Origin of the sequence: Streptomyces sp. NPDC052299 (genome assembly GCF_040679335.1) — a bacterium.
Classification (GTDB): Bacteria; Actinomycetota; Actinomycetes; order Streptomycetales; family Streptomycetaceae; genus Streptomyces.
On record NZ_JBFAUP010000015.1, the window covers coordinates 82,477 to 106,869 of the forward strand.

The following is a 24,393-nucleotide window of genomic DNA, read 5'->3' on the forward strand; positions in this document are numbered from 1 at the left end:
GCCTGGACGAGACCGACGTTGAGGCGTGCCAAAGCTGTCTGCGCACGATTTTCCCCCTGAGGTACGAGCGAAGCAAAGGCCCCGTGCGGTGAGGCACGGGGCACTCCGCTGTGTACGGGAAGTCAGTTGCACGAACGGCGCCCGGGCGTTCAGCGGCCGAGCAACCAGCCGATGCGATCGTAGGTGAGGATCTGATAGGCGATCATGATCACAAGGAGCCAGCGGGCCGCGCGGCGCAGGCCCGCAAGATGGAGGGCGGCCACCGCACCGAAGAACACCGCGAGTTCGAGGAGTAGGCGCAGCGGCCCCGGCGTGCGGACGTCGCCGTTCTCACCTCGGGAGGGGTCGTTCGGCACCGTGAACGTGCCCCACGCCCAGCCCACCAGAACGGGCAGTGCGATGACCAGAAGCCAGCGCCACGGGGTGGGGGTCCTGCGCCAGGCCCAGATGCCCACGCAGACCACCGAGGTAATTTCGAGCAGGAAGCGGACGGCGAGCAGGGCGCCGTTGTCGGCGAGTGCCAGCGGATGGTTCACCAGGCTGCCCCTGTTCTCGGCGCCTGGGCCTGCCTCTTGGGCCACCGCTCGGTCTCCCCGGACGAAGATCGCGCGGGCGTCCCGAATAACTTGGCGTGCACCGGAGACGCAACAGCGGGGCGGGACATGCTCAGTTCCTCTCTGGGTGACGGGTGACGCCGGAGCCGGCGAGTGCGTGGTCGACCAGCCGCTCGACATAGTCGGCGCCGATCGGCACACCGGTGATCAGGAGCCGGTAGTAGAGAGCTCCGGCAAGTTGGTCGAAGAGCACTTCGGACGACGTTTCCGGAGCCAGAGCGCCACGCTCACGCGCCCGTTCGAGCAGGGCCAGTGGCAGGGCGTTGCGCCGGGAGAAGAGATTCCGTACGACGTCGCCCACATCGGGATGCCGAGCAGCGGCCGCGACCAGTTCGGCGACGACTCCGGCCGATCGGTCCCCCTCCCCTGTGGCGTCCCTGCCGACCAGGCGCATCCGGTCGAGTCCGGTTGCGATGGCGGTGAGGTAGACGCTCAGGTCACGCCGGATGTCGCCGGTGTCGGCCACCGCCACCTCGTCCTGGATCTTGGCCACGAGAGCGACGAGCAGATGGTCCTTGGTGGGCCACCGCCGGTAGATCGTGGTCTTGGCCACTGCGGCGCGGGCTGCCACGTCTTCGATGGCGAACCGGTCGTAGCCGCGTTCGACGAGCAGTTCGTGGGCCGCCTCGAGGATCCGCCCGTCGGCGCCCTCGTCGCGGGGACGTCCTCTGCGCCCTGGCTCTGTCATGGGCGTCTCTCCGTCTCTTCGCCCTGATGCCGATCCGGCAGGCATCCGCAATTTCGATACGGCAGTGTCGTTAGTGACCGTAGAGAGCGAACCGCATTTACGCAACACCCGTATCGGAACTTTCTGTCGACCGCGGCCATCGAGCGTGTCAGTCGACCTGCCTATGCACCGCTTGGCCTCGGCGCGGCCGCCGAGGCCCTCACTCACCGGAGGACTACGGGCTGTCCCGCGCTGATCGTCGGGCTCGGAAGGACGCGGTGCCGTGGAAAGAGAGCGGGCTGGCTTGCGCGTACGGGGCTATGGCCGCCACACAGCCCCGCTGCGCGAGGCGAAATCCACTCGTCGGCGGGTGGCTACGGCCGAGAACGCTCTGCCGGTGGGAATCCCGGATCGGTATCGTCATCGGCCGGTGAGAGCGGGGGCCGGAGTGATGGATGCGTACGGGGAGCGGTTGGGGCCGGGTGCGACGGTCGGCCACTACGTGGTCGACCGGCTCCTGGGGTCGGGAGGCATGGGCCGCGTCTTCGTGGCGGTCTCCCCCACCGGCCGGCGCGTCGCGATGAAGGTGATACGCGAGGAGTACGCGGCCGATCCGCGCTTCCGGGCGCGATTCGCCCGCGAGGTGGAGGCGGCCCGGCGGGTGAGCGGGGCGTACACGGCCTCGGTGATCGACGCCGCCACCGAAGGCCCGCTGCTCTGGATGGCCACACTGTTCGTACCGGGGCCCTCACTCGCCGACCGGGTGGGGAGCCGCGGTCCGCTGCCGGAACACGAGGTGCGCGTCCTTGCCTACGAACTGGCCGAGGCCCTGCGGGACATCCACCGGGTCGGGCTGGTCCATCGCGACCTCAAGCCCAGCAACATCCTGCTGACCGACGACGGTCCGCGCGTCATCGACTTCGGCATCGCGCGTGTCGACGGCACCGAGCGCCTGACCCGGACCGACGCCCTGGTCGGCACGCCGGCGTTCATGGCCCCGGAGCAGTTCCTCGCCCAGGCCGGGGCGGGCCCGGCCGCCGACGTCTTCGCGCTGGGCGGGGTACTCACGTACGCGCTCACCGGCGCGGGTCCGTTCGAGGGCGACAGCCCCTACGCGATCGCCTGGCACGTCGTGCACGACGAGCCCGCACCCCTCCCCGGGACGGGCCCCCTGCACGAGCTGATCGGCCGGTGCCTGGCCAAGGCCCCCGCCGCCCGACCGACCCCCGCGGAGATCCTGGAACTGCTCCGGGAGAGCACGATCCGACCACCGGCGACCGCATCCGCCGAGCACGCACACCCGTCACCGGAACGAGAACAGAAGGAGGAGGCCGAGACCGGGCAGCGCGATGCCGCGCCCGGCCGCCGACCACGGCGGCGGGTGGTCCTGGGGGCCGGGGCACTCCTGGTCTCACTGGCTCTCGGACTGATCGCCTGGCAGCAGTGGGCCGGTTGGGCGGACAGGGGGCAGGGCGCGTCCGGCGCCGCCTCCTCGCCGACGGGTCCTGCGGCCGCGGTGAGTTGGACGGCGAAACTGCCGTCGGACGTCGGCCACTGCACCGCCACCGACGAACTGGTGCTCTGCGAGACGCAGCAGGAGGCGGTCACCGCCTACGACGCCCGGACCGGAAAGAGACGGTGGGGAACCGCGCGTACGCGGGACAACAGCATCATGCTCACCGTCTCGCCCAGGCGGTCGCTGGTGATCGTCGCCGAGGGGAACAACCACATCGACACCGGTGGATGGGAGCGGCAGGTGCTGCGCGCCGTGGATCTGGCGACCGGCGACGACCGGTGGAACGTCAAGGCTCCGATGGGTACGTCGGCGGTGCTGAGCGGTACCGACCTCGTGGTGGGAAGTGCGTTCGGCATCAGCGGCAGGAACGTCGAGACGGGCGCCGAGACGTGGGACCGCACCACGTCGAAGAGCGCGCCCGCCTACCCCAGAATGGTGGCGGGAGCCGTCGTCAGCCTTCGCCCCGGCCCCACCGCGACACGACTCCGGGCGGTGGTGGAGGGAATCGATCCGCATACGGGCGACGTACGTTGGAGCCGCGACCTGCCCTCTCCCAATGTGTCCTGGGCGCACCAGTCCGACAAGGACTCCGTCGGCATCGAGGTCTGGAACAGCGGCATGACCCACATGACGGAGTACATGCGCTTCGACACCTCCGGCACGCGGCGGGCGAGCCACGAGATCGATCCGCCGCGGACCGCAGGTGAAGAACCCGAGACCATCGTCTTCGGCCCCACGTGGAAGGTGGTGCGAGACCGGGTGAAAGGCCGCCTGGTGGGCACCGGCCTCGAAGACGGCACAGTGCGGTGGCAGCTGCCGGTCACCGGATCGGACGCCGATCCGTACATCGATGCCAAGGGTCGCGTCTACGTGCTCAGGTCGAACCGCACACTCGTCTGTCTGGATGGCGCGGACGGGCGGGAGCTGTGGCGGTCCGAACCCGTCCGGACGTCGGAGCCCGGACCGTCCGGCGGCGGGTCGCACCTGACGGTCCGGGCCGACGGCGTCGTTTTCGCGGCGGTCGGCAAACGCACCCTGGCCGCGTTCGAACCGCCGGACCGTGCGGGCGGTGCCGGGTAGTCGCTCCGCCGCCGCTCGTCACCGTTCCGGGTGAGGCGAAACGGATCCGGTCCGCGTCCCCGGGCGCCGGAGGCGGCGGGAACATGGATGACCGGGTGACCGTGAATGATCATCGGGCAGCGGCCGCGAGGATGGAGCGGAGCCTGTCGGCGGGCAGAGCGTGCGCGACGAATCCGTTGCGTCCGGCCATGGTGCGTGCGGCCAGGATCGCGTTCAGTATCGCTTCCTCGGTGGCATCCACGACTGCGGCGAACAACTGACTGATCCGGCGGTTGGGCAGCATCCGAAGCGGGATCTCCGCGGCGCCAGGTGTTCCGTAGGCCCCGGTCAAGCCGGAGTTGCCGGTGGCGAAGGCCAGAAAGATGTCCCCGCTCCAGTGCTCTCCCACGCCGCCGAGCCGGCCGACTCCGAGACCCGCCCGTTGTGCCAGGCGCCGGCACTGGGTGGGCAGCAGCGGTGCGTCGGTGGCGACCACGCCTACGATGCTGCCGGACCCGTCGGGGAGCCGCCCGGGGCCGGGAGCCACGCCGGGCACTCCCGGCAGAGGGATGTCCGCCGTCTCGGGGCCGATCGGAATCCCGTCGATGCTGAAGCGGTCCCGCGTGCCGTGGTTCGCCTGGACCAGGACGCCGACCGTGTAGGCGCCCTCGCCATCGTCGACGACGCGTGATGCGGTGCCGATGCCTCCCTTGAAGCCGTGGGCGATCATGCCGGTGCCTCCACCGACGTTCCCCTCCTCGACGGGCCCGCCCGCAGCCACGTCGATCGCGTCGAAGAGGTCCTGCGCAGCCACGTGCTGTCCGTTGACGTCGTTGAGTCGGCCGTCCCAGGTCTCCGCGACCACCGGGAGCGCCCAGTACTCCTCGTGCGGGCCGCGCCGAGCTGTCTGATGGGCCACCAGTGCGTCCCGGACGACACCGACGCTGTGGGTGTTGGTCATCGCGATCGGCGTCTCCAGCAACCCGCCCTCGCGGATCCACTCCAAGCCCGTGAACTCGCCGTTCCCGTTCAGAGTGTGCGACGCGGCGAACACCGGGTCCTGCCACATCGCCGTGCCCTGCCTGGGCACGACGACGGTGATGCCGGTGCGCAGGCTGTCGCCGCGGATCAGAGTCTTGTGGCCCACACGTACTCCGGCCACGTCAGTGATCGCGTTGTATTTCCCGCTGGGGCCCCATCGGGCTCCGATCCCAAGATCCCTGGCTCGCGTCATCCGGGGATGCTAACCACGCACGGCCGACCTGCCAACGGATCGGGTAGCCGTGGTTGGGCAGCACGGGCAGACGTCGGCGGTGACAAGGCCAACCATGGCATCGGCCGGGGTCTGGCAGCTCAGCAGGGCGATTCGTTGGGGCCACTGCCGGCGGGGAGCCCTGGTGTCCGGCGCGTAGCCGTGCTGTCAGTTCCACGGTTTACGGTGCGGCCATGTCATTTGTCCTGCCTGATGGACTGCCTTACGGACGGTTTCTGTCTTCTGGTCCCACACGCTTGTGGATCTCCGACGAATTCCCCCAAAACGTCGACCAGTTGTGGTCTTGCTTGCTGCGCGAGCAGAACACCCACGGCCTGGTACCCCTCCTGTGCCGGCCCGACGTCCTGGGAGAGCCGCTCGGCCTGGACCAAGTCGATGGTGTCCTCCTGGAGGAGGCTCTGGCCACGGACTTCGCCGAGTACCGGCGCGGGAGGCTGCCCTTCTGGACGGACCCGACACCGGTACCGACGCCCGAGGGAGTCGAACCATGGCCGCACGACCCGGGGCCTCCGTTCGAGCAGTGGCCGGGCCTGGCGCCTCGGATGCCGGGTGCGTCCGCGGACTCGAAGCCCGAGGAAGCGGCGGCAAACCTGCTGACCCGGCTCATCGAAACGGGACAGCTCGGGCTGGACGAGTGCCGACTCGTGCTCGTCCCCGCGCATCGCAGCAGCGACGCTCTGGCCTCGGTCGGTTGGACCGCAGACGCACCGCTGCCCCTGCTGTGTGCACTCCTGCGGAGTTGGGAGGACCGCTTCGGCGCCCGGGTCGTGGCGGTGCTCGGAAGCGAGCTGCACGTATCGGTCGCGCGGCCACCCGTCGACGCGGCACGCGACCCTGCTCGCTCTGGAACATGTGCTCTCGACGGCTGACAACATCGTCGACGACCCGCCCACGCCGTTCCCCGAGTATGCGATGGACCTCATGGGACGCACTTGCTGGTCGTTCTGGTGGGATTAGGCACAACGGCCGTGCGGCCGTGCTGCCTGCGTCGTTGGTTCGGGAGTGCCGTTGGCTGCAGCCAACGGGCGATGACACCGGCGGCGTACGAACCACCCAGGGCAAGGCCACGCTCCGGGCGTGAGCGCCCGCTTCGGCCCGGCAGGCAGGGCCCCGGCACGAGACCTCTGCCTGCCGGGCCTTCGTCCTCTACGCGGACGCCGAGACGCCCCGTCACCCTGGTACTGCCCGACGGAACAACCTTCACCGCGTTCGCCTCGTTGTCCCCTTCCCGCGCTGCTCTGCCCTGCCGGCTCAGAAGGGGTGTGCTGTGGGCCACTCGTACGGGTGAGACGCCGTGTCGCCACCCCGGGGGGCGTCCGCTTGACCGGGACACTGGCCAGGTCAAGCAGCCCACGCATGAAGGATCTCGACCATGGCAGAAGAGTTGTACGCGACGTTGAAGACCAACAAGGGCGACATCGAGATCCGGCTGCTGCCGAACCACGCCCCCAAGACCGTGAAGAACTTCGTCGAACTCGCCACGGGTGAGCGGCAGTGGACCGACCCGGAGACCGGCCAGCCGAGCAACGCTCCTCTGTACGACGGCACCGTGTTCCACCGGGTCATCCAGGGGTTCATGATCCAGGGCGGTGACCCCCTGGGCAACGGAACCGGCGGCCCCGGCTACAAGTTCGCGGACGAGATCCACCCGGACCTGGCCTTCACCAAGCCCTACCTGCTGGCCATGGCCAATGCCGGCCCGGGCACCAATGGCTCCCAGTTCTTCATCACCGTCGATCCGACCACCTGGCTCACCGGCAAGCACACCATCTTCGGTGAAGTCCTGGACGCCCCCAGCCAGAAAGTCGTTGACGCCATCACCCAAGTCGAGACCGGGCGCAACGACCGCCCGATCGAAGACGTAGTGATCGAGAAGGTGGTCATCGAGACCCGCTGACATCTGGCAGCGGCTCCTGAACCGGCACGGGAACTGCTCGGCGGCGGAATGCGGGCTGCGGGGTGAGGAAGCCGGTGGCAGCAGTATGCCGAGCCTGGTTCCCGTGCCCTGATACTCCCCGCACCCCTGAGTGCCCGGTGCGGCGGCGGAAACCCTGCTCGAGCAGCGGTCAGTGCGCGCTTGTCGGTGAACGCGGCCGAGGCGTCCGGGATGCGCTGCAGGCCGAACTGCTCTGTCTGGCCCTTCGTCGGGCTGGGCTGCCGAAGCCAGGGCTCGTGCGATCGCGAGTCGGCAGCAAGGTGGCCAGCCGTCAGGAAGGAGCTGGTGTGGTGGTGGTTGCCGCGGTTGCGATGACCTCATCCAGGACATCACGGGTGTAGTACAGATCCTGGATCGAGCGATCGATGCGGTCGCGCTCCATCCGCAGTTGCTCCACCAGCCATGGAGTGGCTGTCGCTGCCGGTCCTCCGTCATGGTCACGCATGCACGGCAGGATGCTCGCGATCTTCTCGCCGCACAGGCCGGCTGCGAGCAACTGCTGAATGAGGATCACCCGGTCCACCGTTGCCTGCGGGTACTCCCTGTGCCCTCCGCTCGTGCGCTCGGAGGCGAGCAGGTGCTTCTGCTCGTAGTAGCGCAGCGAGCGTACGCTCACGCCGGTGCGCCGGGACAACTCACCAATCTTCATCGGGAATTCCAGCCTGCTGCTCGTCTCGGGGTTGAACCTGACACGGGTGTCACATTCTACGGTGCCCGCATGACGAACACAGGCGCATCTCCCCTTCTCGCCCCCTACTCCTCCGACAGCCTTGTGCTTCCCAACCGTCTCGTCATGGCCCCCATGACCCGGTTCCGTGCGCACGCGGACGGGACACCGCTGCCGGTGGTCGCGGACTACTATGCGCAGCGGGCGGAAGCCGGGCTCCTCATCACCGAGGGCATCTGGCCCCACCGTCGGGGACAGAGCGGCTGGCGCATCCCGGGCCTGGAGACCGAGTCCCATATCGACGGCTGGCGCAACGTGACCGAAGCCGTGCACGCGCGAGGCGGGCGGATTTTCGCGCAGCTCATGCACGGTGGACGTCAGGGACACCCCCGCTCCCGGCTGCTCGCGGACATCCCGGCCGGGCCGTCCGCCGTCCCGGTGCCGGGCCCCGTGCACGTGAAGGACGGCAAGGCCGAAGCGCCCCTGCCGCGCGCGATGACGACGCAGGACATCCGCACTGCCATCGCCGATCACGTGGCTGCCGCTCGCAACGCCATTCGGGCCGGATTCGACGGCGTGGAACTCCACGGAGCCAACAGCTACCTCATCCACCAGTTCCTGGCGGACAACACCAATGTCCGCGACGACGCGTACGGACACGACAAACCGCGCTTCGCAGTGGAGCTGGTCACAGCCGTCACCGAAGCCATCGGACCCCATCGGACCGGGCTCCGACTCTCCCCGGGCAATCCGCAGTTCGGCATGGTCGAGCGCGCCCCCGCACCCGTCTACCGCTCGCTTCTCGCAGCCCTTGACCCCCTCCGACTGGCTTACCTCCACCTCACCGACAACGACAGCTACCCGGCCCTGGCGGACCTGCGCCCGCAGTGGCACGGCACGCTCATCGCCAACGTCGGGGAGAACCACCCGCCCACCAACCGGAGCCAGGGTGAGCGGGTGCTCTCCGAGGGCCGCGCGGACCTGATCTCCTACGGCCGCGCCTTCCTCTCCCACCCGGACCTGCCCGCGCGCATCGCCGCCAACGATCCGCTCGCCACCCCGATCAGGACGGAATACCTCTACACCCACGGAGCGGAGGGATACACCGACTACCCGACGCTGGCGGACGAGGGCCCGCACGCGTTCGGCACCACCGTGCCAGTGGGCCACAGCGCTCGTTGAGAGGCGCCGACGTCGCGCGTCCCCGGGGCGCCGCTCGACGGAGCCTCGCATCATGTCCCGACGGCGCCCGTGTCCGAGTGACCTGCCCGTTGCCCGATGGGATTCGTTCACCGGCCGACGAGCAGTTCTGCGTACCAGGCGAGCGTGGCCTCGACGGTGGCCGGCATCGGGTTCGGGACGAGGCCGTACGCCTCCTCGATGGCCGTGGAGTCGACGATCTGCGCCTCCGTGTGCTGGTAGAACATCTCGGCGTACTCCGCCATGAACACCTCGTCGAACGGGCCGAACGGGCGCGGCTCTGCAATGACCGCGAGGTTCAGAGGGCGGCCGATGCGTTGCGCCACCAGGTCCAGGATCTGGCGGGTGGTGAGCGCGGGCGCGGTGGGCAGGTGCCAGACGCGGCCGTCGCCGTCCTGGTTCTCGCCGAGCGTGGCCAGGCCGGCCGCCACGTCCCCGATGTACGTGTAGCTGTGGGGCAGATCGATGTCGCCGAGCACCGGGACCTCTTCCCCGGCCAGCGCGGCCGGGAACACCGCGCCGCCGAGTGTGGAGTTGACGACTCCGGGGCCGACGAAGTCCGCCGAGCGGCCCAGCACGACGCGCAGCCGGCCCTCGTCGTGGGCTGCGAGGTAGCGGGCGTCGAGCTCCGCGCGCATGCGGCCCTTGCGGGAGGTCGCGTTCCAGGGGGTGTCCTCGGTCATCACCGCACCGTGCGTCTCGCCGTACGGGTAGAGCGTGTCCAGGACGACGAGACGCGCACCGGCCGCTTCGGCCGCCGCGAGGACGGATCGCTGGATGCGCGGCATGACCTCGACCTGGAGGTGATAGCCGACGTTCAGGCAGTGGTAGGCGACCGCCGCCCCGTCGAGCGCGGCCCGGGCTCCGTCCGCGGTGGACACGTCGGCGGCCAATCGGTGTGCTCCGTCCGGGGCGTTGCCGTGGCCGCTCCGGTCCACCAGCCGGACTTGGTGGCCCCGGCCGGCCAGCTCCGTTGCGAGTGCGGTGCCGGCGGGGCCGGCGCCGAGGACTACGTGGAGATCACGTGCTGTGGTCATGAGGACTCCCGAGGTGAAGGTGACTAGCTATCGCGTTAGTTATTGACTGTAACTGTCGCAATGAACCATCGCAACAGTTCTTGTTAGACTCCGTAACTGAAGTGAGCGCACCTAGCGAGAGGGCACGGAATGGCGGAGACGCAGCAGGGGCCGCGGGCCCGGTACCGCGAGCAGACCCGGGCGGAGATCAAGGAAGTCGCGCTACGCCAGCTCGCCGACGGGGGTGTGGGGGCGCTCGCGCTCACACGGATCGCCAAGGCGCTGGGACTCTCGGGGCCCGCCCTCTACCGCTACTTCGCCAACCGCGACGACCTGCTGAACGCCCTGATCAGGGACGCGTACGACGATGCCGCAACGGCCATCGGCGAGGCGGCGGCCACGGCCCGCGCACGGGGCCCGCGCGAGCGGTTGCGCGTGCTGGCCGGGGCCTACCGGGCCTGGGCCGTCTCCGAGCCGCACCGATATCTGCTGATCCAGGGCTCCCCGGTGCCGGGGTATGTGGCCCCGGACGACACCTTGGAGCGCGCGCGTGCCGTCCTCGGGCCGTTCCTGACAGTCTTCGTGCACGGCTCCCCGGGGGCCGACACGGCCGCGATGGTGGACCGGATGGGTGCGTGGCTGAAGAGGGACACCGGCGTCGCGTCCTGGGTGGCGGAGTACGTGCCCGACGCCGCGGGGGACGACAGGGCTTCGGCCGTCGCGCTGACCGGTGCGGTGCTGGCATGGTCACAGTTGCACGGGGCGGTCGGCCTGGAAGTGGCGGGGCAGTTCACCGGCATGGGGCACGACGGTGAAACCCTGCTCGTGGCCCAAAGCGGCATGCTGGCCGACGCCTTCGGCTTGGAGTAGGAGACCGGGAGTTCGAGCCCGTCGGCCGTTGCGGGCTCACCTGGGCATCGACAGTCGAACGATCCATGAGTTCCGGGGCGCGCGGGGGTCATCACCGTACGGCCGCTGACAGGCGCCGCCCTCGTACCCGAAGGAAGCAACATGGCGAAGCTCATCTACTCGATGGTCACCTCACTCGACGGCTACGCCGAGGCTGAGGGCGGCCTCGGCGCCGGGGCCGACGACCAAGAGGTGCACACCTTCATCAACGACCTCTTCCGCCCCATCGGCACGTACCTTTACGGCCGACGGATGTACGAGACGATGGTCTATTGGGAAACCGCGCACGTCGAGCCCGACCAGCCGCCGCACATCCTGCAGTACGCCCGCGGCTGGCAGGCCGCGGAGAAGGTCGTGTACTCCACGACCCTTGAGTCGGTGTCCAGCGCGAAGACCCGGATCGAGCGCACCTTCGACCCGGTGGCGGTGCGTGATCTCAAGGCCGAGTCCGATCACGACATCACCGTCGACGGCCCGAACCTGGCGGCTCAGGCGATCAAGGCCGGACTGGTGGACGAGTACCACCTGTTCATCACCACGAGCGTGGTCGGCGGCGGCAAGCGGTTCTTCCCCGAAGGTGTCCGCCTCGATCTCGATCTGGTCGAGAAGCGCGCGTTCGACAACGGACTGATCTACGCGCGCTACCGGGCCCGTTGAGCCGCAACGGCCCGTCTCACCAGCCGGCAGGCTCCGATTCCTTCCGCCGACGTCCGGCCGCCTGTCGTCCGCCCAAGAAACCGGCACAGGCCTCAGTACGGCTCGCTCTTGTCGCAGGCATGAACCGCGCGGACGATGGGTCCATGGCTCATGGACTGACTCCTTATCGGGTCGGCAAACTGGCAGAACAGTCGCTGAGACCGGGTGGTGGCGTCCTTGCCCGATGGGCCGCCGCGAGACTGTGCCGACCGGAAACGGTCTGTCTGTCGCACACCTCCGACCACGTGAAGCAACTCGTCCACCTCTTACGCTCCGCGCCCGGTCCGGAGATGGCCGGCCAGGCTGCCCGGACTCTGGCCGATCCTCGGGTGAGCGGCGACCCGAGACTTCTTGCCTGGACCGTCGATGCGCTCATCAACGAGGGCCCCCGCTACTCCGGTGGCTACGACGGCAAGTTGAGCGACCGTGTTCTGGACTTCCTCCTTGGCCCGGAAGCAGGCCCGAGCCGCTTGGAGATGTGCCTGGCGGGCAGCGGCTCTCCGCTCCACAAGGGGCGAAGTCTGGCCTTGGCGGCTTTCTGGTTCATCAACGCGACCTGCGTGGCGACGGACCGCGAGGTGCGGGCCCGCGCCGGGGCGTTCTTGAGCAGGACCGGCCAACCTGACCTGCTGCGAGCGTTGGAGGAAACCGTGCTCGTGGCCATCGGCGACCGCTTCCGCCTCCAGCACTACTCGTACGGCGTGAACACCGTCTGGAAGCGGCGACCCATTCTGTGGGACGGCTACGGCGAACCGTCGCCGTTGCTCCGCTTCCACCTCGCCAATCCCCACCTGCCCCTGCGTCCAGGAGAGGAAGACCCACTGCCCGGCTACGTCCAGGGCCACAACGGACCGCTGCTGGCCGTCCTTGCCCAGCGCGAGGACCTCATTGCGGACTATCTGGCCGTGCACGGCCCGCAGCCGACGGTGGACGCCCTGTTCGAAGGGGCGGCGCAGCAGGGGAGCCCCGTCGGCTTCGCCGCCGCGTGCCGCAGCGCTCTGCGGGCGCTGCCCGCCGGCCCCGCGCGGGAGAGGTTGTGCCAGAAGGCGGCGCTCGACAACCGCGACGTGGGGCGAGCCATCGTGAGGGAGACCGGCTGGACCTGGGACGGCGACGAGGCCGCATTCTTCTGGTTCACCGAGCAGTGGGAACGCTACGAAGCCCTCGATGCGGGCGGTGCCCGCCTGCGCGCCTACTGCCAGGCTCATCGCGACGACGACTTCCTGTTCGGCCGTGCCAAGGAGATCGCGAGGAAGATCAACCGTCGGAACCCGGTTCCCCCGCCGCAACATCCCGCACGCACACGAAACTCTCCTCGCAATCAGGGCCCCATGGGCAGCTGGCCCACCAGCTTCGGGGTGGGCGGCTTCGGCACTCACTGAGTCGGGCCGGGGAAGAGCCGAGGAGAGCTGAAGCTGCTGGCGCCTGTCATCCCGTCCGTCGGATTCACCGCCAGGGGCGAGCCCGACGACGGTACGAGCTGGAGTTGCCTTCGCCTCGAGTCCGGCATTCGGGACCGGCCGCGACACGCCGGACGGCCGCCCCGATCTCCTTGCCGCACCGCACACCGGAACCACACAGTTGTGCGGCTCCGCACCGGCGGGGCCTCGGGAAGCGGTACGGCAACAGGGGTGGGCGATGACGGTCGACGTGCTGGAACAGGGGAACGGCAGAGCCGAGCCGCTGCGGATCTACGAGGGACGGGACATCGAGGAGATGCGCCAGATCGTCGGAGGGCGGCTGTCGCCGCACAGACTGACCGTGCTGGGCGCGCAGCGGACGCCGAGCAGGTTCCGCGCCTTCCACGAGGGGGCCGTCGGGCTGTACGACCTTGTCTACGGCGCGCCGGTGCGACTGCTGGTGCGGGAGCTGCCCGACTTCTACAACGTCGTGCTGCCGCAGGCCGGCGAGGGGGCGCTGGTCGTCAACGGCACCGCCCTGCCGTCCCCGTTGTGCGTGGCCGGACCGGGGGACGTGATCTCCATGGACTGGGACCACCGGGCGGTCAACGGGTCGCTCGCCATGTCACGGGCCGTCGTCGACGAGGTGACCGCGGTGCGCCTCGGCGACGTACCGCGCGAACCGCTGCGCTTCCGCCGGCCGCATCTGGACCGGGCGGACCCGGCCGTACGCTCCTGGCTGGCGCTCGTCGGCGCGTTCCGGCAGTTCCTGCTCTCGCCGCTGGCGCTCCGGCCCGGCCTGGGCGTACGGCACTTCGAACGCCTCCTGGTCGACACCCTGCTCGACGTACAGGCCCATTCCTGGAACGACGAGGTGCCCGGCCTCGGCACCACGATGCTGCCGAGCGCCCTGCGCCGGGCGACGGAGTACTGCGCGGACCACGCCCACGAACCCGTCTCGGTCTCGGACATCGCGCAGGCCGCGCGGGTCGGCGTACGGACGCTGCGGGAGGGCTTCCGCACGCACCTGGACACCACGCCCCTGGCGTACCTGCGCAGGGTCCGGCTCGACCGCGTCCACCAGGACCTGACGGCCCTCGCCGAGGGCCGGGCCACCGGTTCGGTCACCGAGGTCGCCTGCCGCTGGGGCTTCACGCACCTCGGCCGCTTCAGCGCGGAGTACCGGCGGGTGTACGGACGACTGCCGTCGGATACGGCGAAGGGGCGGTCCTGACTATCCGCGAACGCGGCCGACTCCCGCTCCCGAAGCGGATAGTGCGCGGGGAGCGCGCGAGCGAGCCTGGATTCCGACGGCAGCCCAAGCCGCCGTCGGGTCGAACGACGAAGGGACAGCAGTCTCCATGGCTACGAAGACCGGCAAGAGCCGACGCAGTGGTGTCCTCGCGAAGATGGCGGGCGTGACCGCCGGGCTCGCGCTCCTCACCGTCGGCACGGTCACCCAGGCCCAGGCATCACCGTCCGCCGGCTACATCGGCGACGGCTACGCCAACAACACGCACGGTGTGTGGTGCGTCCAGCACCTCCTCAACGACATCGCCTCCGACCAGGGCTACGGCCGTCCGCTGTCCGAGGACGGGCTCTGGGGTCCCAACACCCGCAGCTGGGTGCAGTGGTACCAGCGCACCGCCCCCTCGCTGTTCAACCTCACCGTGGACGGCGTCGTGGGACCCAGGACCGGGGGCTATCTGCTGGTGGAGGGCGACCAGTACTACGGCGGCAAGAATTACTGCTACAGCTACGTGCCGTCGGTCTTCTGACGAAGGCCGCACCGCAAACCGGACCGCACGGCCCGAAGCCCCCGGGGGCTTCGGGCCGTGCGGCTTTGCGCGCTCCGGGCAGCGCGCCCGCCGTCCGGCAGCCAGGGCCCGTCAGCGCCCCGCACCACGATCGTCGTCCCGGGGCGGGACGTCGTGGTCCCCGATTTCCGGTCACGGCGCAGGATCGTTTTCCACACGTGATCCGGCTCCCACTGCGACGGGAACGGCGCCGACCAGGAGCACGCACCGGCGCCTGACCGGCGATTGGGGCGTGTGTGGCGCGTGGGGAGTACGGGAAGTGCGGGGCACGTCGGTCAGCAGCGCTTCCATCTCACGAACCGGTGCGTCATCGAGCCGCAGCAAGCTCTCCAGGCGGGTCAGCGGCACCGTTGCAGTAGACGTTCGAGCGGTGTCCGGATGTCCGCGGGATGAAGGTTGAGACGTTCGAAGTCTTCGGCTGTTGCCCACATGAGTTCAAAGCTGTTGTCCGGGCCGTGCGCCTGCGCTTCGTCGCCGGACAGAACAGGGGTGCCGCTGACGTCTGCCATGAGGAAGTACGAGGCCGGTCGATCGTTGTGCCGGCCGGTCCACGCCAGCCGATCGATCCGCGCGTTCAAGGTGGTCTCCTCCTTCAGCTCACGCAGAGCAGCCTCCTCGGCGGTCTCTCCGTCTTCGACGCCGCCACCGGGGAGGACCGCGTATTGGTGGCCGGGGCACCCCGGCCCCGGCCATCCGTCGTTCTCGCACATGACGCAGGCGGCTGCGGAGTGGTGCTTGAGGAAACGCTTGATGACCAGCGCGCGGGACCCGTCGATGACTACGGCAACTGCTCGAGGAATCAGCACGCTCCTGATCCTCGCAGTCGCCTCGCCTTGACGCGGCGCTTTCGGCTCAGTGACGGCACGCCGCCGTCCGCCACGACGAGACTGACTGCGCCGATCACGCACTCGGCCGCTCCCCGGGAAACCTGAGCACGTGGCTCAACCGCGGTGAAGTCGGCGACACAGGCTCTTGTTCGACCGCTCGGCCTCGCCCCTCATCGGGCCCCGAGAGGCCCCTTGGGGCGCTCGACGCGGCCCATCCGTAACCCGCACTCACCAGCGCAGCAAGCCCCGCTCAACTGAAGCCGACGTCGGTCGTCGTCAGAGTCCGAGGTGACCGGAGCCGCCGGGGTCGGCGTTTCGGCCATCCCTGCCCAACCGTGTCTTCATGCAGGGCAAGGGTCCGTGTATTGCACACCTTCGAATGCTCGCTGAATTCCAGCGCTCGAAAGCCGTCCGAAAGAACACGTGCTCGAAATCGGTGCTGCGTCGTTGAGCAGTCTGACGCCGCGCATCCACTTCCTTGGAGGGACCACATGGACGCAAGCCGAACCTGACGGCGACTTGAGTACAGGCAGCGCGTCGTGCGCCAGGGCGAGGGCGCCCCGGGACCTCCACCGTGGAGTACAGCGGCCTGGTCGCGCGCATGGCGACCGTCACGGTGGGGCGCGGCGGCTGCCCAACCTCGGTCTCACACCCATTGAGGAGACGACATGAGCACGATGCTGCCACTGGAGGAGTACGTGGCGACCCTGCCGAAGGCGACGCTGTTCGGCGCGCTGTACTTCACCGACATGAACGACCGGCCTGTGCAACTGCACGCGGTCTACAGCGCCGAGCATCCCTGGCAGTTGCCGGGAGGTACGACAGAGTCCGGCGAGCGGCCGTGGGAGACAGCGGTGCGCGAGACGGAAGAGGAGACCGGTCTGGTGGTTCCCGGGCCGCCGCGCCTCCTGGCAGCCGTGTTCGGCCTTCCCGGGGCGGCCTGGCCCCTGGCGACTGCCGGATTCGTATTCGACGGTGGAAGTCTCACCGACCGGCAGATCGCGGACCTGCGCCTCGCCCCCGAGGAGCACGACGAGGCGCGAACCCTCGCATTGGAGGAGTGGAAGACGCTCATGCCGGCACGGGACTTCGCCCGCCTCGCCGCGCTCTCGGACGCGCGCAGGACCGGGAGGGCGGCCTACATCGGCGCCTGGGACTGGGACACCGACCCGGACGAGACCTCTACGAGTGCACAGGAAGTGTCACGGTGAGCGCACCGGAAGTCTGGCTACGGGGCAATCGCTCTTGCGGGAGCGATGTGGAACGGACCCGACAACGCCTCGAACGGCTGCTCGCCCGCTTCGCCAAGAGGCCGCCCGGTCACCGCAGCCCCGCCTGGGAGCCCGGGCATATCGCCCTCGACCTGCGCACCGTTCTCGGAGAGCGGCAGGGGCCCACCGGCCTCGCTGAAGCTGTCGCTGCCCACCCGGGCGCCAACCCGGCGCTGCCGGCCGAAGAACTCCTCGCCGTGCCTCGACTTGCCGCCGGATACCTGGCCGGCTCGGTGTATCCGCTGTCCGTGGCCGTCGACGACCCGGCCGTGCTCACCCTCGAACTTGGGGCGTACGGACGCAACGCAACCGGCAGGCGCCTCTGGCCGAGCTGTGCGAGCGGCTGGGGGAAGCCGAGGAGGTGCTCCAAGGGCTCCCCCACTGACCGCTCCTCCCCCGACCCGGAGCCACGATCGGTGAGCCCGCCGCCGGGCACGCCCCGCCCTCCCAGCCCGTACATCCCGTCCCACACGTCCTGAGGTGATCACGTGCCGCCCTCCCGCTCCGCTATCCGAGAGACCATCGAGACCTACCTCAGCCGGCATGCCGGGGAACGCCATTCCCTCGAAGGGCTGCTGGCCGTCCTCGACGGCGCCGAGGAGCCGTCCAGCCGCGCCACGCTGCCCGGCCACGTGACCTGCAGCGCCGTAGTCATCGACCGCGAGCGCCGGGTGCTCCACATCGACCATCGGGTGACAGGGCTCCTCCTTTGCCCCGGCGGCCACGTCGAGGCGGGCGACCGGGCACTCCTGGCCGCAGCAGTGCGCGAGGTGTGCGAAGAGGCTGGGCTGCGCCCCGGCGACCTGTGCCTGACCCCGCAGTTCCTCGACGAGCCGATCGATGTGGACGTACATGACATCGACGCCAACCCGGACAAGGGCGAGCCCGCCCACCAGCACTTCGATGTCCGCTTCGCGTTCTACCTCACGGCCGAGCAGCCGCCTGCGCTCACTCTGCAGGACGAGGAAGTCGCCGGAGCCCAGTGGCTCCCGTACGCCGACGTGCGATCCCCGACGCTGCGGGCCAAGCTCCTGGCCGCCGAGGCAGATGGCCTCGACGGACGGCCGGAGCCCGTGAGCGCCAACGCCCTGATCCATGACGGAGCCGGCCGGTACCTCCTTCATCTGCGCGACGACCGAGAGGGCATGTGGGAACCCTGGGTCCTGGCCCTCGTCGGAGGCAAAAGATCGCGGGACGACGCCGGCCTCGAGGCAACGCTGCGACGTGAGCTCGCCGAGGAGGTACCGGGCCTGGATCCCACGGAACTGGTGCCGTTCGCCGTCCAGGAAGCGACGAGCGTCGACGGCCTCGCCGTGCCCATCAGCGTCTATGCCGGACGCTGGAGCGGGGATGCCGAAGCGGTGGATCTCCGCGAAGGCGTCCTGTTGAAGTGGTTCACGGTGGACACCCTCGACCGGCTCCGTCTCAGCCCCGGACTCGGCGACCTGATCCGCCGCCACGCGGCCGAACACGCGACCGTGGAAGAGCCTCCGGTCGTGGTTCGTCCTAGCCCCGGCCAGGCGCCCGCCGGGACCGTGCTGCACGTCGTCGGCGTCCACCTCCACCTGGAGCGCGAGGGCAAGGTGCTGCTGGGGCTGCGGCATCCGGACTCGGCGTACGCGGGCCGAACATGGCACGCCCTGGCCGGGCACGTGGAGGCGGAGGCGGCGAGAGCCGGTCTTGCCCGCGAGGCCTTCGAGGAGGCCGGGCTGGTCATCAATCCGGCCGACCTCGAGCTCGTCCACACGGTACATACGGTGGACGCCGGAGCCCGGCCGAGGATCCAACTGTTCTTCCGCCCCCGCCACTGGGAGGGCACCCCCGAGAACCGCGAACCCGACCGGTGTCTCGCTTGGCGTTGGTGGGACGCGAAGGACCTGCCGGAACCGATCGTCCCTTACACCCGCGTCGCGATCGAGGGCATCCGGGCCGGCCGCTCCTACAGCGAGCTCGGGTGGTCCCGGTGAGCGGCTTCGCGGCGGTCGGCGCCGACTACGGGTCGCGCGGCGCGCCAGGAGGCCCAACGTGCCGCGCGTCCGTCGTTGGCCCAGTCCTCGTTCGGAGTCGTCCAGGCCGCCGACTGTCCACTCTTTGTGACCAAAGCCGTTGCCGCGCTCGTGATCGCGACGAACGATCCGCACCGCACACGTCCCTGAACACCACCATCGCCCACGCACGAGGAGCAGCACGTTGACGTACACAGCCCGCGACGAGTGGGAGAAGCACTTCAGCGACGGCAAGAACTTCCGACAGGTCGGTGAGCGGGAGCGGAAGATCCTCGCCGAGCACGTCCCCGCCGCGGGCGGCGGCCGCGCGCTCGACGTGGGGTGCGGTACGGGCGACCTCGCCGCCTGGCTCACCTCCCTCGGCTACACCGTGGACGCCGTCGACTTCGCCGACAGCGCGCTCGCCCGGGCCCGCGAGGAGCACGCCGACGTCGAGGGCGTGCGCTGGCTGCACCTGGACGTCGAGCGCGACGACCCTGCCCCGCTGCGGGAAGGGGGGTACGACCTGATCACGCTCCGTCTGATGTACGCGTTCGTGCAGGACCGGGTGCGTGTCCTGCACGCGCTGGGTGAGCGGCTCCGGGACGGTGGCGCACTTGTCGTCATCACCCCAGTGGCGGCGAGCACGCCCGAGGAGCGGCGCGGCATCGCCCTGGACGAGGACGAGATCGCCGTGCTCACCGCCGGATGGAAGGCGGTGGAACGCCTGGACGCGGATGGCTTGGCCGTTCTGGTCCTGCGCGGCCCCTGCCACACCGGCACGAGGGCCGTCGAGAAGCGGCCGCCCAGCGCCCATGCCCTGACCGGCGCCCTCGCGGTCGTCACCGACGACTCCGGCCGGGTCCTGCTCGGCCGCTCCCGCCGCGGCATGCTCGAACTGCCCGGCGGCAAGACCCACGGCCCGGAGGACTTCGCCGCCGCAGCCGTCCGCGAGCTCGCCGAGGAGACGGGCCTGGCAGCCGACCCGGCGGACGCGTACGTGGTGACGATGCTGGTCGACGACAGCCACGGCGTCCCGAGGCTCACTGCCGTCGTCCGCATCACCGCGTGGACGGGGACCCTGACCAACCCGGAGGCGGACAAGTTCGACCGCTGGGAGTTCCTCGACCTGCACGCTCTCGCCTGTGCCGGGGACGTCTTCGTCCCGGCCGCACTCGCGATCGACAGCGTGTGGCCCGGCGTCATCCCCGGTCTGCCGCCGGTGGTCTGCTACCCGCTCGCCCATGATCGGCCGCCCGTGCCGGGCGAACCGGCCGAAGCCGTCCGGCTGCGCCGGGCGATGGCCCGGACGGTGATCGAGGGCGGCTGGGCCCCGTCCGCCGCCGTTCGCAGTGCGTTGGAAACGGTGCCCCGGCATCGCTACGCCCCGGAGGCGAGCCTGGCGGACGCGTACGACGGCGGCGACCGGGCGGTCGTCACCCGCCGCGACGAGACCGGGACGGCCATCAGTTCCGTGTCCGCGGCCTGGCTGCAGGCCGACATGATCGAGCAGCTGCGTCTCGGTCCGGGCGCGATCGTGTTCGAGGCGGGGTCCGGTGGCTACAACGCCGAGCTGATCGCCCACGTCGCCCAGGGGCGAGTGGTCAGCGTGGACATCGACCCCTGGGTCGTCCGCCGCAGCCGGGCCTTCCTCGCGGAAGCCGGCAGTGGGCGTGTCACCACCGTGGAGGCGGACGCCGCACTCGGCGCCCCAGCCCCCCTCGTGCCGCGCGGCGGCTTCGACGCCGCCGTGATCACCTACAACTGCTGGGACATCAGCCCTGCCTGGGTCGAGCAACTGGCCGACGGTGGGCGCCTCGTGATGCCGCTGGAGGTGGGCGGCTACACCCGGTCGGTCGCCTTCGAGCGGCGCGGCGAGGTCCTGCACGCCCGTCACTTCACGTACTGCGGATTCGTCCGCGACCAGGGACAGCAGGCCCGCACCGCCCCGGTCGTCCACCTTCTCGACGGGGCGCTCAGCCTCCGCTTCGACGAAGGTGCCCCCGCCGGCACCCACGGTCTGGAGGAGGCGCTGCGCGGGCCGCGGCACGAGATCGCCACGGGGATCACGATGGGGGCGAACGCCTACTTCGGATCCCTTCAGCTGTACGCGGCGACCACCCTGCCCGGCTTCTGCCGGCTGCACGCCCACCAGGACCCCGGGGTCACCGTCATCCCGAAGGGCCGTGACGCGCCCGCCGTTCTCGGCGATGCCTCGCTCGCCTACCTGACCCACGTCCAGACCCGGCACGGCGAAGACCCGCAGGACCGTGAGTGGGAATGGGTCGTGCACGCCTTCGGTGAGCAGGGCCCGCAGCTCGCCGAGCAGCTGTCGGCCACGATCCGGGCCTGGGACCGCCACATCCGCGCCGACGACAACAACGAGCACGCCGATCCCGTACTGACCGTCCACCCGGCAGGCACCCCAACCCATCAATTGCCCCTGGGTGACGTGCTGGACAAGACCTCCTCCCGGCTGGTGTTCCAATGGCCCGGCCGCAACGGCCGCCTTCCCTCCCCCTCCACTACGACCACGACCACGGGAGCAGCGTGATCATCCGGCTGCACGGTGTCTTCGGTGGCGGCAGAACAGCCCTAGCCGCCGGACTGACCTTTTCAGGCCGCTCTCGCCCACCTCCACACGGCCGCCTGACCCGACCAGCCCACACCGCGCCCCGCACCGTGACCGCTCCGGAGGGAATCCCGTGCATCCCAGCCTCCTGGCCGTCTTCGCGCACCCGGACGACGAGTCCCTCCTCGCCGGCGGCGTGCTCGCCCAGCACCACGCAGCCGGGGCCCGCACGGCAGTCGTCACCGCCACCTGGGCGCCCGACAGCCGACGCGCCCCGGAACTCGCGAACGCCCTCGCCGTCCTCGGCGCCGGCACCCCGCGCATGCTCGGCTACAACGACGCCCGCAACCCCGAAGCCGCGCCCGGCAGGCCCCGGCTCGTCGGCGCTCCGCTCGACGAAGCAGTCGGCCGGCTCGTCGCTCACATCCGCGACTTCCGGCCGGACATCGTCGTCACCCACGACGCGGTCGGGCAGCTGACCGGCCACCCCGACCACGTACGCACCCACCGGATCACCCTGCTCGCCGTCGAAGCCGCCGGTCTCGCCCACCTGCACCCCGATGCGGGCCCGCCGTGGCAGCCCTCCGCGCTGTACGCCGCCACACACCCCGTCTCCGGCGTCGGGCCGCTCCGTGCGCTGCTCGAAGGCGTCGGCAAGAGCATCCTCGCGGTGCCCGACTCCTACGTCACCACCACTGTTGACGTCACCCCCTTCACCGAGGTGAAGTGGCGCGCCATCAGCTCGCACGCCGGGGAGGTCGCGCGTGAGCGTCCGCTGCCCGGCATCCTCGCCCGGCTCCCCGAAGCAGACCGGCACCGCATCATCCGGACCGAGTACTTCACCCGTCTCGGCGCCGGCCCCGTGCCGGGCGACCCGACCCAGCTGACCGCCTGATACGCCACCACGAACATGCCCCACCGGTCGAAGAGAAAGGCGTGGAGATGACCACGACTTCCGCACCCGACGAACGTCCCAGCGTGAGGATGACCGACGAGGCTTACGGCGCGCTGCGCGCCTCCCACGCGCTGTGGGCCGGCACCTCGGTCCTGATCACCGACCAGCACGGTCGGATTCTGGTCCAGCGCGTCGGCTACCGGTCCACCCGTCTACTGCCCGGCGGCGCACTGGACCCCGGCGAGTCCCCCGTGCAGGGTGCCGTCCGTGAGCTGCAGGAGGAGCTGGGCGTCGCGGTGCCCCTCACGCGTGGGCTGGCCGTCGACTGGGTGTCCCCGGCAGGCCGCACGACTTCTCCCGCCGTACGGTTCCCCGGTGAACTGCTGCACGTCTTCGACGGCGGCGTCTGGGACGAGGACCGGATCGCGTCCATCCGCCCGGCGCCGGGCGAGATCGAGGGCGTCGACTTCGTCGAACCTGCCGAACTCCCCGCGCTCATGTCCCCGGATGATTCCCGCCGCGCGCTCTCCGCCCTGCGCGCCCGCGTCAACGGCGCCGGCCCCACGATCCTCGAAGACGGCCTCCCCCTCTCCCCCACCCTGCTCGACCGCGTGAACGCCTTCACCCAGCAAAGAGCCGTCCACCACTGGCCCTGGCGCGAAGCGCCCGCCCCGGCCGGGCTCCCCGTCCGCCAGAGCTGGGGGTGGCTCTTCGCCCCCGACGGCCGCGTCCTGGTACTCCTCGATCCTGCGAACGGCGCCGCCTGCCTCCCCGGCGGCACACCCGAGCCCGAAGACGACCAGGACCCCGCAGCAACCCTCATCCGGGAGGCCCTTGAAGAGGCTTCCGCCCACGTCAGTCCACCGACGCTCCTCGGCCACCTGCCGGACCGGGAGCACAACGCGGGGCCGTGCATCCGCGTCCGCATGGCAGCCGCCCTCACTCACCTCGGTCCCTCCCGGCCCGACCCCGCCACGGGCCAGACCTACGTCCGGGCGCTGGCCACCCCCGAGCAGGTCATCGAACTGTTCAACTGGGGCTCCGGCGGCGCCGACCAGCTCACCGCCGTCCACCACGCCCGAGCGCGGCTCGGGGTCCCCCGCGCCTCGCGGCAGCCCCTCACCGAACTGCCCGAAGCCACCGACCTCACCACCCTGTGACCCCCGCCCCGCCACGAAACGAGGACTCGCATGAGCAACACCTCACCCGCGGCCGGCACGCCGGCCGTGCCCGCTCGCGACCGCTCCTACCGCAAGACCGCCGCGCCCGGGAGGACCGCCACCCTGGCGCGCGACGCCATCGTCCTGATGTCCGACCCGCGCGTGACGGCCATCCCCGTCACCGACTGCGGCGCGCCGCTCGTCGACGTACGGGGAACCCTGCTGGTCGACGACCGCCGAGCCGACACCACCAGCTCGTACGCCTACCTGCGCCGCTGCGTACTCGACCGGCTCGACCACGCCCAGTCGCTCCTGCCCGACGGCTGCGCCTGCTCTTCGTCTCCCTTCGCCCGGGCGTGCGGTACAACGAGGCACTTCAGAGCCAGTACGACGGGAGGCGTCCAGCTTCGCACCCACCGTGACGGGCCACAGGCGTGCCGCAATGCCGCGACGGGGTGGAGGTCAGGGCGGAGGCGGCCTTCCGCAGCTGGGCCTCCCACGCCCGCTGGTCGAGCCCCAGGGTGTACTCCATGCAGCAAGCGCATTGCGGGATCAGCGCCACGAATGCTCGCTCCTCCGGGGTCTCGACCTCCGTCTCCCACCAGTCGTCCGTCGCCAGGTCCGCGGGAGTGATCTCTCCAGCGATCAGCCTGGCCGCCATCCGGCGCAGAGCGTGGCGCCGCGCCAAACCCCGATCCGGCAACCCGATCCCGGACTCGGTCAGGGCCTGCTCGAACGCGTCGCGGATATCGCGGGCCTCCGCGCTGCGAGGCCAACCGGCGAGGTCGCGCAAGGTCGGGCTGTCCAGTCCGGCCGCGAGCGCCTCAGCAGCGATCATCGGCAGATCCTCCGGGCGTATCTCATCCGCCCGGTAACGGCATGCCACCTCGCCCAGAGATGTGAGCCCGCTCCG

General features: G+C 70.3%; 23 protein-coding genes. 16 read left to right on the forward strand and 7 right to left on the reverse strand.

The features are described from left to right. Positions 1-149: 149 nt before the first annotated feature. Together AB0L33_RS24645 and AB0L33_RS24650 are read right to left on the reverse strand one after the other, a co-directional pair. The gene (locus tag AB0L33_RS24645) at positions 150-536 is read right to left on the reverse strand and encodes a YrdB family protein (RefSeq protein WP_365684805.1); all 387 of its coding nucleotides are present in this window, start codon (positions 534-536) and stop codon (positions 150-152) included. Positions 537-666: 130 nt separating this feature from the next. After that, on the reverse strand, positions 667-1,302 hold the full coding sequence (locus AB0L33_RS24650) for a TetR/AcrR family transcriptional regulator (protein ID WP_365684807.1): 636 nt from the start codon (positions 1,300-1,302) through the stop codon (positions 667-669). 430 nt (positions 1,303-1,732) lie between these two features. Between AB0L33_RS24650 and AB0L33_RS24655 the strand changes: the two genes are divergently transcribed. Further along, positions 1,733-3,877: a protein kinase gene (locus AB0L33_RS24655; RefSeq protein ID WP_365684809.1), complete on the forward strand. Its 2,145-nt coding sequence runs from the start codon at positions 1,733-1,735 to the stop codon at positions 3,875-3,877. 109 nt (positions 3,878-3,986) lie between these two features. Here the strand turns inward: AB0L33_RS24655 and AB0L33_RS24660 are convergent, their stop codons facing one another. Next, positions 3,987-5,090 (reverse strand): P1 family peptidase, encoded by a 1,104-nt coding sequence (locus tag AB0L33_RS24660; protein ID WP_365684810.1) that lies wholly within the window; start codon positions 5,088-5,090, stop codon positions 3,987-3,989. A 212-nt stretch (positions 5,091-5,302) separates the two neighbouring features. On the opposite strand from AB0L33_RS24660, the gene AB0L33_RS24665 reads away from it, so the two are divergent. The 3 genes from AB0L33_RS24665 (at position 5,303) to AB0L33_RS24675 (ending at position 7,026) form a co-directional block, all read left to right on the forward strand. After that, positions 5,303-5,998, forward strand: a complete 696-nt coding sequence (locus AB0L33_RS24665; protein ID WP_365684812.1) for a DUF4253 domain-containing protein — start codon at positions 5,303-5,305, stop codon at positions 5,996-5,998. After that, positions 5,982-6,086 (forward strand): hypothetical protein, encoded by a 105-nt coding sequence (locus AB0L33_RS24670; protein ID WP_365684814.1) that lies wholly within the window; start codon positions 5,982-5,984, stop codon positions 6,084-6,086. Before AB0L33_RS24665 ends, AB0L33_RS24670 begins: the two co-directional genes overlap by 17 nt. 415 nt (positions 6,087-6,501) lie before the next feature. Next, the gene (locus AB0L33_RS24675; protein ID WP_365684816.1) at positions 6,502-7,026 is read left to right on the forward strand and encodes a peptidylprolyl isomerase; all 525 of its coding nucleotides are present in this window, start codon (positions 6,502-6,504) and stop codon (positions 7,024-7,026) included. A gap of 310 nt (positions 7,027-7,336) precedes the next feature. Here the strand turns inward: AB0L33_RS24675 and AB0L33_RS24680 are convergent, their stop codons facing one another. Continuing rightward, positions 7,337-7,714, reverse strand: coding sequence for a MerR family transcriptional regulator (locus AB0L33_RS24680; protein ID WP_365684818.1), 378 nt, complete (start codon positions 7,712-7,714; stop codon positions 7,337-7,339). 69 nt (positions 7,715-7,783) lie between these two features. On the opposite strand from AB0L33_RS24680, the gene AB0L33_RS24685 reads away from it, so the two are divergent. Beyond that, positions 7,784-8,914: an alkene reductase gene (locus tag AB0L33_RS24685; protein ID WP_365684820.1), complete on the forward strand. Its 1,131-nt coding sequence runs from the start codon at positions 7,784-7,786 to the stop codon at positions 8,912-8,914. 107 nt (positions 8,915-9,021) lie between these two features. Here the strand turns inward: AB0L33_RS24685 and AB0L33_RS24690 are convergent, their stop codons facing one another. Then, positions 9,022-9,969 (reverse strand): NAD-dependent epimerase/dehydratase family protein, encoded by a 948-nt coding sequence (locus tag AB0L33_RS24690; RefSeq protein ID WP_365684821.1) that lies wholly within the window; start codon positions 9,967-9,969, stop codon positions 9,022-9,024. 129 nt (positions 9,970-10,098) lie between these two features. Between AB0L33_RS24690 and AB0L33_RS24695 the strand changes: the two genes are divergently transcribed. The 5 genes from AB0L33_RS24695 to AB0L33_RS24715 all read left to right on the forward strand — a co-directional run bounded on the left by AB0L33_RS24695 (position 10,099) and on the right by AB0L33_RS24715 (position 14,731). After that, positions 10,099-10,818 carry a TetR/AcrR family transcriptional regulator gene (locus AB0L33_RS24695; RefSeq protein ID WP_365684823.1) on the forward strand — a complete coding sequence of 240 codons (720 nt, stop codon included), beginning with the start codon at positions 10,099-10,101 and terminating at the stop codon, positions 10,816-10,818. 141 nt (positions 10,819-10,959) lie between these two features. Beyond that, positions 10,960-11,514 carry a dihydrofolate reductase family protein gene (locus tag AB0L33_RS24700; RefSeq protein ID WP_365684825.1) on the forward strand — a complete coding sequence of 185 codons (555 nt, stop codon included), beginning with the start codon at positions 10,960-10,962 and terminating at the stop codon, positions 11,512-11,514. 143 nt (positions 11,515-11,657) lie between these two features. Then, positions 11,658-12,935 carry a hypothetical protein gene (locus AB0L33_RS24705; protein WP_365684827.1) on the forward strand — a complete coding sequence of 426 codons (1,278 nt, stop codon included), beginning with the start codon at positions 11,658-11,660 and terminating at the stop codon, positions 12,933-12,935. A gap of 256 nt (positions 12,936-13,191) precedes the next feature. Next, a complete protein-coding gene (locus AB0L33_RS24710; protein ID WP_365684829.1) occupies positions 13,192-14,187 on the forward strand; it encodes an AraC family transcriptional regulator in 996 nt (331 codons plus the stop codon). A 127-nt stretch (positions 14,188-14,314) separates the two neighbouring features. Next, complete coding sequence (locus AB0L33_RS24715) at positions 14,315-14,731, forward strand: peptidoglycan-binding protein (RefSeq protein ID WP_365684831.1); 417 nt, start codon at positions 14,315-14,317, stop codon at positions 14,729-14,731. A gap of 377 nt (positions 14,732-15,108) precedes the next feature. Here AB0L33_RS24715 and AB0L33_RS24720 read toward each other — a convergent pair whose 3' ends face one another. After that, the gene (locus AB0L33_RS24720) at positions 15,109-15,576 is read right to left on the reverse strand and encodes an NUDIX domain-containing protein (RefSeq protein ID WP_365684833.1); all 468 of its coding nucleotides are present in this window, start codon (positions 15,574-15,576) and stop codon (positions 15,109-15,111) included. A gap of 689 nt (positions 15,577-16,265) precedes the next feature. Between AB0L33_RS24720 and AB0L33_RS24725 the strand changes: the two genes are divergently transcribed. From AB0L33_RS24725 to AB0L33_RS24750, 6 genes are all read left to right on the forward strand, one after another. Next, complete coding sequence (locus tag AB0L33_RS24725) at positions 16,266-16,808, forward strand: NUDIX hydrolase (RefSeq protein ID WP_365684835.1); 543 nt, start codon at positions 16,266-16,268, stop codon at positions 16,806-16,808. 47 nt (positions 16,809-16,855) lie between these two features. Beyond that, positions 16,856-17,347 carry a hypothetical protein gene (locus tag AB0L33_RS24730; protein WP_365684837.1) on the forward strand — a complete coding sequence of 164 codons (492 nt, stop codon included), beginning with the start codon at positions 16,856-16,858 and terminating at the stop codon, positions 17,345-17,347. A gap of 9 nt (positions 17,348-17,356) precedes the next feature. Next, the gene (locus AB0L33_RS24735) at positions 17,357-18,835 is read left to right on the forward strand and encodes an NUDIX domain-containing protein (RefSeq protein WP_365684839.1); all 1,479 of its coding nucleotides are present in this window, start codon (positions 17,357-17,359) and stop codon (positions 18,833-18,835) included. 223 nt (positions 18,836-19,058) lie between these two features. Continuing rightward, positions 19,059-21,407, forward strand: coding sequence for a methyltransferase, FxLD system (fxlM, locus tag AB0L33_RS24740; protein WP_365684841.1), 2,349 nt, complete (start codon positions 19,059-19,061; stop codon positions 21,405-21,407). A 151-nt stretch (positions 21,408-21,558) separates the two neighbouring features. Next, entirely contained in the window at positions 21,559-22,320 is a 762-nt protein-coding gene (locus AB0L33_RS24745) for a PIG-L family deacetylase (protein WP_365684843.1), read from the forward strand. A gap of 47 nt (positions 22,321-22,367) precedes the next feature. After that, positions 22,368-23,480, forward strand: a complete 1,113-nt coding sequence (locus tag AB0L33_RS24750; RefSeq protein ID WP_365684845.1) for an NUDIX hydrolase — start codon at positions 22,368-22,370, stop codon at positions 23,478-23,480. 376 nt (positions 23,481-23,856) lie between these two features. Here AB0L33_RS24750 and AB0L33_RS24755 read toward each other — a convergent pair whose 3' ends face one another. Next, complete coding sequence (locus tag AB0L33_RS24755; protein WP_365684847.1) at positions 23,857-24,318, reverse strand: hypothetical protein; 462 nt, start codon at positions 24,316-24,318, stop codon at positions 23,857-23,859. Between the last annotated feature and the right edge of the window lie 75 nt (positions 24,319-24,393).

Coding starts and splice junctions, on each gene's coding strand:
- AB0L33_RS24650 (WP_365684807.1), bottom strand. CDS start 1,302: ATGACAGAGCCAGGGCGCAGAGGACGTCCCCGCGACGAGGGCGCCGAC.
- AB0L33_RS24655 (WP_365684809.1), top strand. CDS start 1,733: ATGGATGCGTACGGGGAGCGGTTGGGGCCGGGTGCGACGGTCGGCCAC.
- AB0L33_RS24660 (WP_365684810.1), bottom strand. CDS start 5,090: ATGACGCGAGCCAGGGATCTTGGGATCGGAGCCCGATGGGGCCCCAGC.
- AB0L33_RS24665 (WP_365684812.1), top strand. CDS start 5,303: ATGTCATTTGTCCTGCCTGATGGACTGCCTTACGGACGGTTTCTGTCT.
- AB0L33_RS24675 (WP_365684816.1), top strand. CDS start 6,502: ATGGCAGAAGAGTTGTACGCGACGTTGAAGACCAACAAGGGCGACATC.
- AB0L33_RS24680 (WP_365684818.1), bottom strand. CDS start 7,714: ATGAAGATTGGTGAGTTGTCCCGGCGCACCGGCGTGAGCGTACGCTCG.
- AB0L33_RS24685 (WP_365684820.1), top strand. CDS start 7,784: ATGACGAACACAGGCGCATCTCCCCTTCTCGCCCCCTACTCCTCCGAC.
- AB0L33_RS24690 (WP_365684821.1), bottom strand. CDS start 9,969: ATGACCACAGCACGTGATCTCCACGTAGTCCTCGGCGCCGGCCCCGCC.
- AB0L33_RS24695 (WP_365684823.1), top strand. CDS start 10,099: ATGGCGGAGACGCAGCAGGGGCCGCGGGCCCGGTACCGCGAGCAGACC.
- AB0L33_RS24700 (WP_365684825.1), top strand. CDS start 10,960: ATGGCGAAGCTCATCTACTCGATGGTCACCTCACTCGACGGCTACGCC.
- AB0L33_RS24705 (WP_365684827.1), top strand. CDS start 11,658: ATGGCTCATGGACTGACTCCTTATCGGGTCGGCAAACTGGCAGAACAG.
- AB0L33_RS24710 (WP_365684829.1), top strand. CDS start 13,192: ATGACGGTCGACGTGCTGGAACAGGGGAACGGCAGAGCCGAGCCGCTG.
- AB0L33_RS24715 (WP_365684831.1), top strand. CDS start 14,315: ATGGCTACGAAGACCGGCAAGAGCCGACGCAGTGGTGTCCTCGCGAAG.
- AB0L33_RS24725 (WP_365684835.1), top strand. CDS start 16,266: ATGAGCACGATGCTGCCACTGGAGGAGTACGTGGCGACCCTGCCGAAG.
- AB0L33_RS24750 (WP_365684845.1), top strand. CDS start 22,368: ATGACCACGACTTCCGCACCCGACGAACGTCCCAGCGTGAGGATGACC.
- AB0L33_RS24755 (WP_365684847.1), bottom strand. CDS start 24,318: ATGATCGCTGCTGAGGCGCTCGCGGCCGGACTGGACAGCCCGACCTTG.